Raw genomic sequence first — 15,758 nt, 5'->3', positions numbered from 1 at the left:
CCTTCTATTCATTATCATTTGGTTTGTATAAAATCATTGTCGCTATAAAAGCTACAACCATTCCTATTAAGATACCAATAATAGTATTGAGTAAGTTGTTAGATTGTGCTCCTGTCCCAACATAACCTGCCAAAGCAAAGATATTGGGCGGCAAAAATGCGAACGCACTCACACCCGTAATTCCAAAATATAAACCACCGGCGGCTGCTCCAATCATAGCACCCCACATTGGAGTCTTGTACCTTAGCGTAACTCCATACATGCCCGGCTCAGAAATACCAGGAACAATATTGGAGAAAGCACTAGAGAAGGCCAATGATTTCAAATCAACAGTTTTCGTTTTAATGCCTACCGCTAAACAAGCAGCACCTTGAGTAAAGTTAGAAATCAAGAATGCCGGCATCATTAATTTATCCGTACCTGTGGCGGCAATTGAAGCAATTGAAATTGGAACAGTAGCCACGTGCATCCCAAACATAACAACCCAAGGAATAATAGCACAGAATACCGCGATTGCAATAACACCAAAGGTAGCATAGAACCAAGATAATACATTTGCAAATCCGACCGAGAACATGGCACCTAGCGGAGCTAGCAATACCAATGTCAATGGTGTCATAATTAAAACTGTCAATACCGGTTCAAGTAATGTACGTAAAGATTTAGGTGAGTGCTTTGAAATGAATTTTTCTACATAACTCATCACCCAGACCGATAAGATAATTGGAACTACTGAACTGCTATAACCTGTAGAGTAAATCGGCAAACCAAAGATACTGAGTTCAGTTCCTTCACCTACTAATGAGACAAATGTCGGGGAAATTAATGCAGCCCCCATCATACCTCCGAGTGCCATATTAGCCCCAAATTTTCGTGCTGCAAAAATACCAATAATAACAGGCATAAAGTAGAATGCCGCATCAGCAACAAAAGATAATGTAATGGCTGTTGGTGAATCAATGCCTATTAAACCAAATTGTTGCATGAGTAGGACAATTGCTTTGAGAATACCTGAAGCAATAAGCATTGGTAAAATAGGAACCATACAACTGACAATACCATCTACAACAGCGGCTAACACACTTTTAACGGTATACTTTTTCTTTGAAGGATTCTTATCTAATCTTTCTTCAATAATGCTTTCTCCTTTTATTCCCGATATTTTGATAAACTCATCATATAACTCTTTAACATCGTTACCAATGATGATTTGTAATTGTTCACCGGCAAATTGTGCTCCAATTACGTCCAGTTTTTTTAACTCTTCTAATTTCGCAAGTCCGCTATCCTTAAAATTAATTCTTAATCGAGTATAACAGTGCATCACATTCACGACGTTATCACTTCCACCGATTCTTTCTAATATTTGGCTTGCAAGAATCTCATAATTTTTTTTCATCGATTTCTCCCTCTATAGATTTTTATTTGGATAGCATAATATTGGCCACCTATTACACTGAATTCCCTGACTTTGGTACTATTTCTCTCTCGAGCACAGACGATTTATATGTAAGATAAGATATAATTTTTCTTCATCACTTAACGCTATATTTAATTTCTCTTTAAATAAAGTGTTTATGTCTGCTACACAGCAATACGTGTTAGGATACTGTAGTTTAAGTGTTTCATACATACTTATATTTACACTTTTAATTTGATTATTCTTTAAGAGTCTTGTTAATAAATAATCCACATGTGTCGCAAAGCGAGAGTAATTAAAACTTTCCACATTAATTGAGATATCAAATTCCTTTTCAATGAGGGCAATGCTTTCTTTAAGAATGTCTTTACTAATAACCTTGTTATTTTCCTTACCATCAATTTGATTGTTAATAAAATGGAGTGCTATGGTTCCTACTTCGTTTCTGTCAAGAGTGACTCCGGTTTCCTCTTCAATAATTGTCAATGCTTTATAGGCTTGTTTCATTTCATCGGGATAGATTTGCTTAATGTCTTCTTGTATAGGTAAATCCAATACAATATGCTCATTCATTCTCTGAATCGCGAAATTAATGTGATCAGCCAGAGCTAGAGTTGCTGTTGACATTAAGGTTACATTCAGTTCCCTTTCTACCCCGTCTACAATACGCATTGCAGCTTTAATAACGGAGGATGGAATATCTTTTATAGCATCATAACCAAATTCTTTAATGTTATAAAAGGTTCTCTCAATTTTGTTCAATGGTACTTCACATGGAGGCTTAATGAATCCAATCCCTTTTCCGAATGCGATGACCTCTCTGCCATTACTATCTAGACATAGAGAGATATTATTATTTATATTTTTAATTATCTTCATATAGTAATGACCCTTTCTTATATAAATCTTTATCGCAAAACCATTCCGCCTAACATCATTAAAAAGTTAAATATAATATTTTCAAATAAAAAAAGTCCTCCAAAGCAAGCCAAAACATTGCAAAACTGCAATCGTTTTAGGACAAGCCTCGAAGAACCTTGAGTAACAAACCTAATTTACATTCATAATAATGATTGATCTTACAATTGTCAATAGTTTTTGTAGAAAAATATCAAAAATATTGAAAATCCATCATTATAAAAAGCATTTTATAAATAAAATATGATAGGAAAATATAAAACAAATTAAAATTGCACAACTTTTTATTCAGAAAAACAATAAATATATACAAAGAGTCAATAGTTTCAATTTATACCTAACACATGCTGCTGTTAGAATTATAATCACCTACTATTTCTTCACAACTTACAACGTGATAAACACCACTAACCTAAAAGGACACTATACAATTCCTTTAACTACTCTACAATTCCGCCTTCTACTACAAGGTTATCCGCCTCCACATTATCCCCGTAAACAGGTTTTAATGTCTCTTCAAAATTAGCATGGAAGAACTGTTCTTCTCCCAGAGCCTTAATTTCCTCATTAATCCAATCGAGAAGTTCTGTATTTCCTTTTTGTACTGCTGGCGCAATTGTGTCCAGGTTACCGATGGACTCAATACCTACTGCAAATCCTTTGTTCTGTATTGCCCAAGCCAATACTTCTGTATTATCCGTAGAGAATGCATCTCCTCTTCCATCTGCCAACGCATCATATGCTTCCTGGTATTCGTCGAACTTAAGCAATGTAACTTCCGGATGATTATCCTGGAAATAAGTTTCTGCCGTCGTTCCCTTTACCACGATAAGAGTCTTTCCATTTAACCCTTCCACATCAGTAATCAGGGCACTTTCAGGAGAAACAACACCAAGAGCTACCTTCATATAAGGCAGTGCGAAATCTACCTGCTCACTGCGTTCCTCAGTCACTGTAAAGTTAGCCAGAATAATATCCACCTTTGCGGACTTTAAGTATTCCACGCGGCTGGCAGCTTCCACAAATACGAATTCTACCGCATCTTCACTTCCCAATAAGTCTTGTGCCAGACGTTTTGCGAAATATACGTCATAGCCCTGTACATCTCCGTTAGCATCTACATAGCCGAAGGGGTTCTTATCGCTGAATACACCGATTACCAATTTTCCATCCGCTTTAATGTCCTCGAGAGTCCTTGCCTGTGCTGTCGCAGATGCTGCTTTTTCATCCTCTGCTGCGGTATCTGTCGTCTCTGCTTCCTGTGTAGTTTCCGTCTCTGCGACTGTAGATTCTACCTGTTTTTGTCCGCAGCCAGCTAAAACTCCTACAAGTAAACCGGTTGCCAGTAATGCTGTTAATAATTTTTTCTTCATAATTCTCTCCTCCATTTTTTTATATTTCCAACGTTCATTAGATTTCCAATGCTTCATAATGAAACGTATTTAGAAACTGTTTTGCTCGCTCCGATTTCGGATAGGAGAAAAACTCCTTCGTGGTTTCTTCTTCCACGATAACTCCTTCATCCATAAAGATAACTCGGTCTGCTACTGCTTTAGCAAATTCCATTTCATGAGTGACAATCGCCATCGTCATTCCGTCTTTGGCTAACTTAAGTACAACTTGAAGCACTTCTCTGACCATCTCCGGATCCAGTGCTGCCGTAATCTCATCCAGCAAGAGCACCTCCGGATGCATAATGAGAGCGCGTACGATAGCAACACGCTGTTTCTGTCCGCCGGATAATTGTCTTGGATAAGCGTCCTTCTTATCCAAAAGCCCAACTCGTTCCAACAGCTCTTCCGCCTCCTTTTGCGACTCTTTTCGATCTCTTTTCTGTACTTTTGTAGGAGCCAGTAATATATTATCCATAATGCTTAAATGCGGGAATAACTCGTAGCTTTGAAATACCATGCCTATTTTCTGTCTATGTTCATGAACGTTTTTATCCTTTCGGTCAATCGGCATCCCGTTCAATACAATACTGCCCTCTTCAATCGGTTCTAATAAATTAAGACACCTTAAAAAGGTACTTTTTCCGCAGCCGGAAGGCCCTACGATAACAACCACTTCCCCCTTATGCAGTTTGAAGTTAATATCCTTTAATACCGGCTCATTTTTTTCATATGATTTTTTTAAATGTGTTACTTGTAAAACTTCATTCATATTTTTACGATACCTTTCTTCTTCCCATTAGTTATTATATTTTTTCTCAAGCCATAAGGACAGTTTTGAAAAAGGGAAGCAAACAATAAAGTACATAATGAATATGACTCCATAAATCCAAAGTGCCGCATCGGGTCTTTCATATCGGGAAGCATCGATAATCTGCTTTCCAACCTTTACTACCTCTACCACACCGATAAGCACTACAAGAGATGTTGTCTTTATCATTCTGGTCAAAAGATTTACTGCCGGCGGAAGCAAGCGTCTTACCGTCTGGGGCAGAATGACATGCCGATAAATCTGTCGTTTATTCATCCCCAAAGCACCGGAACTCTCGTATTGATGCTTCGGCGTTGCTAAAAGGGCGCCACGCACCAAATCCCCCATTTCCGCAGTTCCCCAAAAAGTAAATACGATAATGGCTGCAGTTTCCCCTGATATATTAATTCCAAGATGCTTTGCCGCACCGAAATAAGCGAGAAAGAGTAAGACGAGCTGCGGCATGATTCTAACAATCTCTAAGTAAGTTCTCGTTACGAAACGAATTACTCTGCTTGGAGTCGTCATAAGGATTCCCAGTAAAAGTCCAAGCAGTACGGAAAACACCATCGCGATTAATGCAATTTGAAGTGTTACCCACAGTCCCTCCCAAAGGCGAATGAAATTCCTACCCTGAAATAGTACCTGTATCCCCAAATCCTGCATAACGTACTCTCCTTTCCAGATAAGAAGCGACAATGGATATTGGAAGTAAAATTACAAGGTAAGCCAATACCAACATCAACAGAGCTTCATCCGTTTTATAATAAATACCGATTAAATCTTTTGCAACGAACATTAAATCCGCCAATGCTACTACACTGAATACCGAAGTTTCTTTTATTAAGAAAATCACATTAGCCAGAAATAGCGGAACTGATGTGGACACTGCCTGAGGAAGCACGATATGGCGAAATATCTGACTTTTCGTAAATCCAAGGCTTAAGCCGGATAACGTTTGTATTTTTTCCACATTTTCAAGTCCTGAGCGAAAGGCTTCTGCCATATAACTGCCTCCTAAGAACGCCAGACCAATAATCGCACAGCTTTCCGAACTTAAGACGATTCCTATTTTCGGTAAGCCAAAATATAGGAAAAAGAGTTGCACAAGCAAAGGGGTATTTCTGGACAGCTCCACATAAAAATCAGCAATCTGTATCAGTATCGGAAGCTTCAGATATTTTATAATGCTTACGATAAGTCCGATTAGAAAGGACAAAACAATACCCACTGCCGCAATTCTTATCGTCAGCCAAGCAGCCTCCACATAAAAGGGCAAATGGGTGTTTATAAATTCCCAATCCATTAAGTGTTCTCCTTTTGTTTTATTTCCTATCAATTCTATAGGAATAGTATAATATTGATATTTTATATTGTCAATCATTTTTTTAATTCTATTAATCTTATTCTAAAAAATTTACAATTTTCATAGAAACATCTTTACGTGTATGTTACAATTTTCTTATTAAAAGATTTTTATCATAAATAGACGTTAGATATATACTGATTTATATTTTAAGGGGGGAAGGATAATGACAATCAAAATGCCAACGCACTGTGGCGACGACACCTGTTCATCTTGCGTTATTGCAGGGGATTATATTTTTCTGGCACATCACGGCGGCGGACAAGAGGTCGATGATATCGTATATCAGACGAGATCCACCATAGAAAGTATGGCCCATACATTGGAGACAGCAGGAGCCACGCTTGACGATGTTGTTCAATTAAATTTCTATATCAAAAATGTTGCTGATTTTCGTAAGGGGGCTGATGTCTTCAGGGAATACTTTAAAAATGGTGCGCCTGCCAGAATGACAGTGGTGACCGAATTCATCGGGGAAACTTGCCTGTGCCAAATGGACGGAATTGCATATAAGCCTAATTGTATTTGAAATTTCTAATATATGAAAGACCTGCCCGCGAATTCTGCGGACAGGTCTTCAATTAGCTTTTAGGAATAGATACTGTGAAAAGGCTTCCCTTGTCCGTTTCACTCTCTACCTCTATATTTCCACTATGGGCAGAAACAATGGACTTTACAATGGTAAGACCGATTCCGGCACCACCGGTCTTGCGGTTCCTGGATTTATCCGTTCTGTAAAAACGTTCGAAGATAAGGGGAAGTTCCTTCTCCGGAATTCCGATTCCGCTATCTTTTATAAGAAGAAGGCTGCGCTTATCATCATCCTTTACTTCTATATGAATAATTCCGCCTTCCGGCGTATATTTAACAGCGTTAGACACCAGATTAATAGCTACTTGTATCATCCGTTCTCTATCGATCTTTAAATAAGAATGTTCTCCTGTTATCTGCATCGACAGGTTCTTTTTGACCGCTTCCGCTTCCAAAGAATCATAAGCTATGCGGGCAACTTCCATCAAATCATTTTCCGCCAAATTAAGATTCAGATTATCAGCTTCCACTTTTGCAAGGCGTTCCAAATCTGCCACTAAATTCCCTAGGCGCAGCACCTCTTCATGACAGCTTGCAATACGTTCAGGCGTAATCTCCCACACACCTTCAATCATCGCTTCCAGATGAGAACTGACTGCAGTCAATGGCGTCCGCAATTCATGAGCCATATTGGTTGTCAATTGCTTACGGAGATTCTCTTGCTCACTTAACGCACCTGCCAAATCATTGATAGCGGAAACCAAATCATTTAATTCCCTTGTATTGGTCTCGCTTTCAAAACGAATATTATAATTTCCCTCTGATATTTGCTTGGCAATGTAAGCAGTCTTCGTCACCGGTCTTGCTATTCTGCGCGCCAATAAGCCGCCTACAACAACGGATATCCCACCCGCAGCCGCGCCGACTACCAAAAGTACCGTATTCAATGTTTTGATAAAACGAAAGTCATTTTCATTGAAAAAATAAGGCCCATAATATGTGATGGATACACTTCCCACCTTTACTCCTGACTGTTCGATATCATAGACATGAGATACAAAACCACCATCTCGTTTCAGTTTTTCCATACGGGCTGAAATCTCATCCATAACCTGCCAACATTTGGTCATATCATGGTTCTCAGCATCCCATATCATAACACCATCCACATCGTATACTTTTAAAATATAACTGTCATACAAAGCATACATTCCGATGGTATGGAGGAAATCCTGATTCCAGCTTCTTGTGAACGAATTGTACTGTTCGCTCAAATCATCTACAATCTTCTCACTCCGTATCTGTTCCTGCCGTTCCACATAATCCTCAAACCCGCGATTGATGAACCAATTAGAGAGAATACTGCTTAACGCCACCGTAACGAACACTATCAAAAGTATGGACAAAGTCAACTGCGTTCTTAAGCTTCGCCTCATGCACAACCATACCTTTCTTATAGACCTATTTGCCATTGAATTTATAACCGATTCCATGAACCGTCAGAATGTATACCGGCTTCTTCGGGTCATCTTCTATCTTCTGCCGCAGATTCTTCACATGACTGTCGATAGCCCGGTCATAGCCCTCAAATTCACTTCCAAGAGCAATTGTTATCAATTCTTCCCTTGTAAACACTTTTCCCGGATATTTAATAAGAGCGGATAAAATCTTAATCTCATTAGGGGTCAAACTAACCGGCTGACCTGTCTTCTGGAAAAAATTCTGCTCAAAATCCACAACAAGATCCCCGCCCCCAAAAGAATTACGAACATTGAGGGGAACAAGATCATTTTGTGTTCTGCGAAGAATCGCTTCTATGCGGGCATATAACTCTTTTAAACTGAAGGGCTTAATAATATAATCATCTGCACCGATTCCAAGCCCATAGAGCAAATCATTTTCTTCTGATTTGGCTGTGAGCATCAGAATCGGCACTCTGGATTTTTTACGAATTTCTCTGCAGACTTCTTCTCCTGAAATATCCGGGAGCATTAAGTCCAGTATCACCAAAGAAATATTCTCCACCCGAAATATTTCGAGTGCCTTTTGCCCGCTCTCGGCAGTGAACACACGGAAACCTTTGCTTTCCAAAAGGGCAGAAACTACCTCCTGAATCTTAGGTTCATCGTCCACTGCCAATATATTTTTACTTACGTTAGGCATGTTCTTTACTCCAATGCGTTATTATGCAACTACGTCATATCCCTGGTCTTCTATCTCTTCCTTGATCTTATCCACAGACACCTTGGCAGAATCAAATTCCACTGTTACTGTCTTACCAGCCAAATCCACAGCTACATTAGCTACACCGGGAAGAATACCCACTGAATTATTTACAGCCTTCACACAATGTTCACATGACATACCTTCTACATTTAATACCACTTTTTCCATCTTTTTCTTCTCCTTTATTCTTTATATAATTAATTGATATTGAACGGCTTCAGCAGCTTGTATTCTTCCACCGTTTTTCCGTGTCCTTCCATCAACACAGGCGCATACAGCCATCCTTCTATGCTTTCGGGCGAAACACCGGCTTCTATGAGCGGTTCAGGATTCAAAACAAAGACGATATCCTTATCCTGAGCTTCTCCGTTCACCGTATTTTTTTCCATATCCTTTGCCCATTCGAACATATTACCATGTCCCAGCTTCACACCGTAGTGATCGAGGGAGGAATGATAATTAACAACACTTCTATGATTTTCCACAATCCATTCATAAGATGAGCGCGGAGTCAAAGCGTTTTTTCCAGCTGTCCCTTTCTCAAATGCGGTACCAATCAATATTTTTCCATCTTTTACAATGTAATCGTCAGGCAGCATCCCTATATCCATGCCCGCATCGATAAAAGGTCGCGCATCAAATGCAAGCATCATATCATAGACAGGAGCTTCCCCTTCCAGACTACTCCATACGAAGTCCACAGTACCATCCGGCGCTTCCAGGCTCCATCCGGCATTTTCTTCGTCCATAGTAACATGCTCGGAAGCTGTTTGTAAAATGGTATCAAAGGAAGTGATCGAGCCCGTTCCTATTACATCCAGATTGCCGCCTGTCATTTGTAACAGAATAAGGAGGAACACGACAACGACAAGCGTTGCCACACCTGCTCCTATTATAACTTTTTTATCTTCTTTCAAGGTTTCTTTTATTTTTTCATTCATAACTATACCTCCGTTTTCACTGTAACAGGCTTAAACCGCTTCAAACGAAGCGCATTCGTCAGTACGGATACGGAGCTTAAGCTCATTGCCGCTGCCGCAAACATCGGGTTAAGCAGTGGCCCATCGAACAGATAAAGCAAGCCTGCTGCTATAGGAATCCCGATTACATTGTAACCAAAAGCCCAGAAGAGATTCTCTTTAATATTCAATATCGTCTTCTTGCTCAAATGAATCGCCGTAGGAACATCCATCAAGTCGGAGCGCATCAGAACAATATCCGCACTCTCCATCGCCACATCCGTACCCGATCCAATCGCAATACCGATATCTGCCTGTGCCAAGGCAGGTGCATCATTGATACCGTCTCCTACCATAGCTACTTTCTTTCCCATATCCTGAAGTTTCTTTACCTCATTAGATTTATCCTGCGGGAGTACCTCGGCAAGTACGCGGTCAATACCCACTTGACGGGCAATAGCTGATGCTGTCTTCTTGTTATCACCTGTGATCATCGCCACCTCGATACCCATTTTATGAAGGCTTTCGATGGCCATTTTACTGCTTTGCTTCACCACGTCTGCCACCGCGATAATACCGGACAATCCACCATCTATAGCAATATACATAGGGGTCTTTCCTTCTTCTGCCAGACGATCTGAAGCCTCTTCCAACTCTTCCATTCCTATCTTTCTTTCTTCCATCAACTTCCGATTACCTGCCAGCACTGTCTGACCATTGATCTGTGCTTCGATTCCTCGTCCTGTGATAGAAATAAAATCATCCACTTTAAGAAGATCCATTCCCTTCTCTTTCGCACCTACAACAATTGCCTGACCAAGAGGATGTTCCGAGCCGTTTTCCGCTGAAGCTGTAATCTGCAGAAGTTTATCGGCATCAATTCCTCCCACGGCAAGCACATCCGTTACCGTTGGCTTTCCTTCTGTAATGGTACCTGTTTTATCGAAAACAATCGTATTGATCTTATGCGTAACTTCTAAAGCTTCGCCGCCTTTAATAAGGATTCCATTCTCGGCGCCCTTACCCGTACCTACCATAATCGCTGTAGGAGTTGCCAGACCAAGAGCACAAGGACAGGCAATAACAAGGACCGATATGAAGATAGTCAGTGCAAACTTCAAATCTCCTCCAGTTCCAATAAACCATGCAATACCGGCCAATAATGCAATCACACAAACTACAGGCACGAAGTAACCGGATACGATGTCTGCCATCTGAGCAATGGGTGCTTTGGATCCCTGTGCATCCTCCACCAATTTGATAATCTGTGCAAGTACAGTATTACCGCCAACTTTTTCCGCCCGGAAACGAACAGTTCCCGTTGTATTGATGGAAGCAGCATAGACAGCATCGCCAGACTTCTTATCTACCGGCATACTCTCCCCGGTCAACATAGATTCATCAATGGATGTATTCCCTTCTACCACCGTACCGTCTACCGGAATCTTAGCCCCCGGCCTCACTACAATAATATCGCCAACTTCCACTTCTCCAATAGGAATTTCCTTCTCTTCCCCATTTTGAATGACAATCGCTGTTTTGGGTGCGAGCCCCATCAATTTTTTAATCGCTTCGCTGGTACGTCCCTTGGAAACTGCTTCCAGAGACTTTCCTAAAAGGATTAACGTAATAATAACGCCGGCAGTCTCAAAATACAGTGCTTCTCCCGCATGGAAATTTCCTTTTGCGATCAGGAACACATTATAGGCACTATAGATTCCCGCCGCCGTCGTTCCAATTGCAATCAATGAATCCATATTGGGACTTCTTTGCCAAAGAGCCTTAAAACCGATCGTATAGAACTTATATCCGACTCCGACAACAGGGGCTACCAATAAAATCTGTGTTACCGCAAAACGAAGAGGAAACTGCATAGGATCTAATCCTTCCGGGAACGGCAGCCGTATTATCTGAATCATAGGAGCCATCGCTATATATAATAGCGGAACGGAAAAAATAGCTGAAATGATAAACTTAGTCCAAAGAGTACGGACTTCCTTCTGTTTGCGAATTCTATCCTCGTCTGCTGCATCCTCTTTGTTTACCTCAAGAGCTTGATATCCTGCCTTCTCTATTGTCGCTTTAATCGTTGAAAGCCTTACACTTTGCGGAAGATAAGATACGGTAGCCTTCTCAGTAGCGAAGTTCACCGAAACCTCCTCCACTCCTTCCAACTTCCCGATCGCCTTCTGCACCCTATTAGCACAAGCTGCACAGGTCATGCCGCCAATAGGGATAGTCACATTCTGGCTATCCGACTTCTCCTCTACCTGATAACCGATCTTTGTTATTCTTTCCTTAATAACATCGAGTCCTACCGTCGCATCATCATATTCTACGAATAGCTTTTCACTAGCCAGATTCACATTCGCCTGGCCAATACCTTCAAGCTTCCGTACACTCTTCTCAATTCGTTGCGCACAAGCCGCGCAAGTCATACCTTGTATACTCAATACTTGACTTTTCATCTATTATACAACTCCTTTCCTTACCATAATTCCATTTTAACCAAAATAATTCTTTTTGCAACTATGCACTTTTTTGTGCAATAGTACCTAAAAAGGTACTGTTATGCATTTCCCCCTTGACCCTGCCACATTCCCATACTATCATAGAATCTGCAACCGCTTACAAGACCATAGTCTTATGCGAGCATCTAATTAATTATTTAGGTAATTGAGAAACTCGTTAAATTTTATAATTTTATACACGATTCACGAAATTGGAATCAGAAAGAATTGTATAAAAGATTTTTCAAGCGATTTTTTGCTACGGCGCTGAGATATAGGAATCCTTGAAGCCTTTGCTGAAAAGGATTTCTGCTTTGGCTCAGCATAGTGTTCTGCATAACCGGAGCATGGAAAACTTTTATACAATCTTTCTTATGAAACACTGCTTTTATTGTGTATAAAATTTTTACAATCTACCTGTTTCGCAATTACTTAAACTGATTATTATCTGTAAGGAGGCTATTTATGACTTATAATTGTCCCGTAGAAATCACTCTTAAAATGATTGGCGGTAAATATAAATCTCTTATTCTATGGCACTTGATCGACTCCACTCTCCGTTTCGGGGAGCTGCGAAAGCTTATCCCCCAAGCAACTCCCAAGATGCTTACCCAACAGCTTAGGGAGTTGGAGGAGGATAATCTAATCGCGCGAATGGTATATCCTGTAGTGCCGCCGAAGGTTGAATATTCCCTCACCGAACTCGGAAAAAGCATTCGCCCTATTTTAACGGCCATGTATGGCTGGGGCTCAGATTACCTCACTAACAATGGCGTAGAGGTAAATTGCTCCATGCACATCAAACAATAATTCTTATTATTTCCAATTAGCGAATATCTGCTCGGATTCCTGTAAGAAGCTATAGGGGATTGTAATAGATTCTTCCGTTACCGATTTATTTTCGGCGAAGATCGGCCATGGATTACATCCGCCTGCTTCAACTTCGACACGATCCATAGAGAAACGATTGCCGCAGTTCTGGCATACTAAGTTATCGCCATCCTGCTCATAATATCCTCTGCCGGAGCTGTAACATATCTGACAAGTATTGAACGCCGTACGAATATTTCCGTCCTGTGTCTTCACTGCAATGACTTCCATGCTGATTCCATCCACTTCAATCGGGTAAAAGGAAGCATCCTCTGTAACCTCTGCCAGTGGAATAACGAGATCCTCTCCGGAAGCTGCAGCATTTGCTGTACCTTGTAATGAACCTTCATCTGTTTCCAACTGTTTGGCATCCCCTTCAGGTGCAGAAGACTCTGCATTTTTCTGTCCACATGCTGTTAACATAAGTGTAGTCAACAGAACAAAAACTATTCCCGCTACACCTTTCCTTCGTCTATTTCCTGCTTTCTTATTCCCATTATTGCTATTTTCACCTCTTACACCAGAATCCATATCTATTTTTCTATTTAACCAAACCATCTTTATCTCCTTCTGCTCTTTACCTTATGCTCTTTCTATTTTCTCTTAACTATTAATCCATCTTATCTTCTGTTTTTCCTTTATTACGGCCCATAAGAACTATCCCAACGATAATTGCCGCTGCCGGTAAAATACAATGCCAATGACTCAATAGCAAATTCATATCGTCAACTCCTTCCTGCAGATAAGTCAAATCTACTTACCGCTTCTCGTCCTCTTATATGCACTACCTATCTTACTGGCAACAAGAGCCTCCCGCCGTCTGTGTAAAGTATTCCGGCGGATATATTAACGTCTCATGAGAGGAAACTTCTGTCTTTACTGCCTCCAAGTCTATCGTTTCCAAACTATCTACCACTTTCATATATCCGAAGAAACGATCGCTTCCATCATAAAATTGGAAATCTGACAATGGAGCAAAATATAGGGAATTCTCCCCCTTTTCTAAAGCAAGCTGCGCATAATATGTGGGAACGATAACTCCATCTGTCCCTAGCTCATCTGTCAACTGATTATCGATGTTCCATTTCACATTCATACCTGACTGAATAACAGCAACTGCCGGAGTGAATCCTTCATCCGTTAAGGTAATATTAATCTCCTGCACCTCATTGCCGTACTCATCCGTCACCAATTCTGCTATCTCTATATTTTCCACAGGAATTATATAACCCGAGGGGATTGGCTCAGGCGCCGGAGGCGTCGTGTCGGCAGCAATTGGCTCTGAAGACGAAGCATCGCCTTCCACTACAGTAATAGAACCTCGAATCATACCCATCCAACAGCTATATTGGAAGGTTCCTGTTTTTTCAGGGGTGAATTCTATTATGTTTTCTCCGTCTGTAAATTTATGGTTAATATCGTATTCTCTAATAAATATCTCATTATTACATCCATTGATACTGCCTTGCGGCGCATCGATCGTCCATTTTACCGGCATTCCTACCTGTACCGTAATATCGGGATATCTGCCGGGCGCAAGCGTGCTGTTTACTGTCTGGATTCCATCTGCCGTCGTCTCACTTACCACATCTGATGCTCCTGCGCGAATTCCCCCTGCAAAGGATAGAGGTTGATAAAGTCCCGCCAGACTCACACCCTGTGAAAACATAGATAGACCGAGCACTACTACCAATACCGCTCCTGCAGTCATGATTTTATTCGTAAACTTTTTACCAAGTGCTGTTCCCACTGCGCCTAAACCGAACATTAAAGGTACAGTACCCATACTGAACAGGAACATAGACATCGCTCCTGCGAAGGCATTCCCTGTGGAAAGTGCGTAAATCTGCATAGCCTGTAAGGGGCCGCAAGGCATTAAACCGTTCAAAAGACCTACAATAAGAGGACTATTGCTTTTTCCCTTTTTCGCATTGATCTTACCGGCGAATACCTTGGGCATACGAGGATTGAATCTGCGAAGCCATGGAAATATACCGAGCATGTTTATTCCCATAATTACCATGAAAACACCCGCTGCCAATTTCAAAGCACCTTGCATCGTATTGGAAAAAGTAAATACCGAGCCTAAGGCTCCAACGATAAAACCTACCACAGTATAAGAAAGTACGCGTCCGAAATTATATAAAAACGCCGGCCTTAAGAATGCAAAACGACCGCCTTCTTCCTCTTCCTCTCTCTGCGGAATACATTGGGACAGATTGATGCCGCCGCACATTGCCACACAATGTACCGATGTGATAAGACCTATAACAAAAATCATCCCATATCCCATATTTGCCTCCGCCAACTGACTGGGAACGAGTAGGTTCAACAGACCGAATTGCTGTAGGAAAATATAAAGGGAAAAAATAACGAGAATAAGCCCTACCGTCCGGCTATGGCCTGATGATTTCTTCTCTACCTCCGGCAATACATCATAATCAAGCCTTTCAATAACCGAAATAATGTCTCTTAAAGAAATAATATCCGTGTCGTATGTGACATCGGCAGTTCCCGCGTTATAACTTACGGACGCAGACTGTACACCGGCAGTATTTCGTAATTTTTTTTCAATTTTGTTCTGGCAACTCACACAAGTCATGCCGCCAATCCGCAGCACTTTGGATCTTGTACCTGATTTCATCTTAATAACCATTCCTTTCTTATTAACCTGCAAACGACTGTTTGCGGTCTCAAGCTGCAGACCTCACATAACATCCTGCTTTTGTTCTCATGAGGCGAGTATAAAGAATAAA

At 40.8% G+C, this 15,758-nt stretch carries 15 protein-coding genes; 2 read left to right on the top strand and 13 right to left on the bottom strand.

Annotated features, from left to right (window positions below):
• Positions 1-4: 4 nt before the first annotated feature.
• The 6 genes from RBB56_RS16315 to RBB56_RS16290 all read right to left on the bottom strand — a co-directional run bounded on the left by RBB56_RS16315 (position 5) and on the right by RBB56_RS16290 (position 5,846).
• Entirely contained in the window at positions 5-1,399 is a 1,395-nt protein-coding gene (locus RBB56_RS16315) for a PTS transporter subunit EIIC (protein ID WP_306720020.1), read from the bottom strand.
• A 78-nt stretch (positions 1,400-1,477) separates the two neighbouring features.
• Positions 1,478-2,299, bottom strand: a complete 822-nt coding sequence (locus tag RBB56_RS16310) for a PRD domain-containing protein (RefSeq protein ID WP_306720019.1) — start codon at positions 2,297-2,299, stop codon at positions 1,478-1,480.
• 479 nt (positions 2,300-2,778) lie between these two features.
• Positions 2,779-3,711, bottom strand: coding sequence for a cysteine ABC transporter substrate-binding protein (locus tag RBB56_RS16305; protein ID WP_306720018.1), 933 nt, complete (start codon positions 3,709-3,711; stop codon positions 2,779-2,781).
• A gap of 37 nt (positions 3,712-3,748) precedes the next feature.
• On the bottom strand, positions 3,749-4,501 hold the full coding sequence (locus RBB56_RS16300; RefSeq protein ID WP_306720017.1) for an amino acid ABC transporter ATP-binding protein: 753 nt from the start codon (positions 4,499-4,501) through the stop codon (positions 3,749-3,751).
• A 27-nt stretch (positions 4,502-4,528) separates the two neighbouring features.
• Positions 4,529-5,206 (bottom strand): amino acid ABC transporter permease, encoded by a 678-nt coding sequence (locus tag RBB56_RS16295; protein WP_306720016.1) that lies wholly within the window; start codon positions 5,204-5,206, stop codon positions 4,529-4,531.
• Entirely contained in the window at positions 5,169-5,846 is a 678-nt protein-coding gene (locus tag RBB56_RS16290; RefSeq protein ID WP_306720015.1) for an amino acid ABC transporter permease, read from the bottom strand. The genes RBB56_RS16295 and RBB56_RS16290 overlap by 38 nt, the downstream gene beginning before the upstream one ends.
• Positions 5,847-6,072: 226 nt before the next feature.
• Between RBB56_RS16290 and RBB56_RS16285 the strand changes: the two genes are divergently transcribed.
• Entirely contained in the window at positions 6,073-6,435 is a 363-nt protein-coding gene (locus RBB56_RS16285) for a RidA family protein (protein WP_306720014.1), read from the top strand.
• 52 nt (positions 6,436-6,487) lie between these two features.
• Here the strand turns inward: RBB56_RS16285 and RBB56_RS16280 are convergent, their stop codons facing one another.
• The 5 genes from RBB56_RS16280 to RBB56_RS16260 are packed head-to-tail and all read right to left on the bottom strand — an operon-like array spanning position 6,488 to position 12,090.
• Positions 6,488-7,873, bottom strand: a complete 1,386-nt coding sequence (locus tag RBB56_RS16280; RefSeq protein WP_306720013.1) for a sensor histidine kinase — start codon at positions 7,871-7,873, stop codon at positions 6,488-6,490.
• A 25-nt stretch (positions 7,874-7,898) separates the two neighbouring features.
• A complete protein-coding gene (locus tag RBB56_RS16275) occupies positions 7,899-8,600 on the bottom strand; it encodes a response regulator transcription factor (RefSeq protein ID WP_306720012.1) in 702 nt (233 codons plus the stop codon).
• A gap of 21 nt (positions 8,601-8,621) precedes the next feature.
• Entirely contained in the window at positions 8,622-8,831 is a 210-nt protein-coding gene (gene copZ, locus RBB56_RS16270) for a copper chaperone CopZ (protein WP_306720011.1), read from the bottom strand.
• A 29-nt stretch (positions 8,832-8,860) separates the two neighbouring features.
• Complete coding sequence (locus RBB56_RS16265) at positions 8,861-9,604, bottom strand: hypothetical protein (protein ID WP_306720010.1); 744 nt, start codon at positions 9,602-9,604, stop codon at positions 8,861-8,863.
• Between the two features lie 2 nt (positions 9,605-9,606).
• Entirely contained in the window at positions 9,607-12,090 is a 2,484-nt protein-coding gene (locus tag RBB56_RS16260; protein WP_306720009.1) for a heavy metal translocating P-type ATPase, read from the bottom strand.
• Positions 12,091-12,597: 507 nt separating this feature from the next.
• On the opposite strand from RBB56_RS16260, the gene RBB56_RS16255 reads away from it, so the two are divergent.
• Positions 12,598-12,942 (top strand): winged helix-turn-helix transcriptional regulator, encoded by a 345-nt coding sequence (locus RBB56_RS16255; RefSeq protein ID WP_306720008.1) that lies wholly within the window; start codon positions 12,598-12,600, stop codon positions 12,940-12,942.
• A gap of 6 nt (positions 12,943-12,948) precedes the next feature.
• Here RBB56_RS16255 and RBB56_RS16250 read toward each other — a convergent pair whose 3' ends face one another.
• Both RBB56_RS16250 and RBB56_RS16245 read right to left on the bottom strand, forming a co-directional pair.
• Positions 12,949-13,560: a DUF2318 domain-containing protein gene (locus RBB56_RS16250; protein ID WP_306720007.1), complete on the bottom strand. Its 612-nt coding sequence runs from the start codon at positions 13,558-13,560 to the stop codon at positions 12,949-12,951.
• A 235-nt stretch (positions 13,561-13,795) separates the two neighbouring features.
• Positions 13,796-15,658, bottom strand: coding sequence for an urease accessory protein UreH domain-containing protein (locus RBB56_RS16245; RefSeq protein ID WP_306720006.1), 1,863 nt, complete (start codon positions 15,656-15,658; stop codon positions 13,796-13,798).
• Positions 15,659-15,758: the final 100 nt, after the last annotated feature.

The sequence above is a fragment of the Kineothrix sp. MB12-C1 genome, assembly GCF_030863805.1.
In the GTDB taxonomy this organism is placed as follows: domain Bacteria; phylum Bacillota; class Clostridia; order Lachnospirales; family Lachnospiraceae; genus Kineothrix.
Note: the sequence above shows the minus strand (reverse complement) of the source record. Positions and strands in the feature narration are given on the sequence as shown.

Bases quoted from the DNA above. Each gene is read 5' to 3' on its own strand.
- RBB56_RS16315 (WP_306720020.1), bottom strand. From the start codon at position 1,399: ATGAAAAAAAATTATGAGATTCTTGCAAGCCAAATATTAGAAAGAATC.
- RBB56_RS16310 (WP_306720019.1), bottom strand. From the start codon at position 2,299: ATGAAGATAATTAAAAATATAAATAATAATATCTCTCTATGTCTAGAT.
- RBB56_RS16305 (WP_306720018.1), bottom strand. From the start codon at position 3,711: ATGAAGAAAAAATTATTAACAGCATTACTGGCAACCGGTTTACTTGTA.
- RBB56_RS16300 (WP_306720017.1), bottom strand. From the start codon at position 4,501: ATGAATGAAGTTTTACAAGTAACACATTTAAAAAAATCATATGAAAAA.
- RBB56_RS16295 (WP_306720016.1), bottom strand. From the start codon at position 5,206: ATGCAGGATTTGGGGATACAGGTACTATTTCAGGGTAGGAATTTCATT.
- RBB56_RS16290 (WP_306720015.1), bottom strand. From the start codon at position 5,846: ATGGATTGGGAATTTATAAACACCCATTTGCCCTTTTATGTGGAGGCT.
- RBB56_RS16285 (WP_306720014.1), top strand. From the start codon at position 6,073: ATGACAATCAAAATGCCAACGCACTGTGGCGACGACACCTGTTCATCT.
- RBB56_RS16280 (WP_306720013.1), bottom strand. From the start codon at position 7,873: ATGAGGCGAAGCTTAAGAACGCAGTTGACTTTGTCCATACTTTTGATA.
- RBB56_RS16275 (WP_306720012.1), bottom strand. From the start codon at position 8,600: ATGCCTAACGTAAGTAAAAATATATTGGCAGTGGACGATGAACCTAAG.
- copZ (WP_306720011.1), bottom strand. From the start codon at position 8,831: ATGGAAAAAGTGGTATTAAATGTAGAAGGTATGTCATGTGAACATTGT.
- RBB56_RS16265 (WP_306720010.1), bottom strand. From the start codon at position 9,604: ATGAATGAAAAAATAAAAGAAACCTTGAAAGAAGATAAAAAAGTTATA.
- RBB56_RS16260 (WP_306720009.1), bottom strand. From the start codon at position 12,090: ATGAAAAGTCAAGTATTGAGTATACAAGGTATGACTTGCGCGGCTTGT.
- RBB56_RS16255 (WP_306720008.1), top strand. From the start codon at position 12,598: ATGACTTATAATTGTCCCGTAGAAATCACTCTTAAAATGATTGGCGGT.
- RBB56_RS16250 (WP_306720007.1), bottom strand. From the start codon at position 13,560: ATGGTTTGGTTAAATAGAAAAATAGATATGGATTCTGGTGTAAGAGGT.
- RBB56_RS16245 (WP_306720006.1), bottom strand. From the start codon at position 15,658: ATGGTTATTAAGATGAAATCAGGTACAAGATCCAAAGTGCTGCGGATT.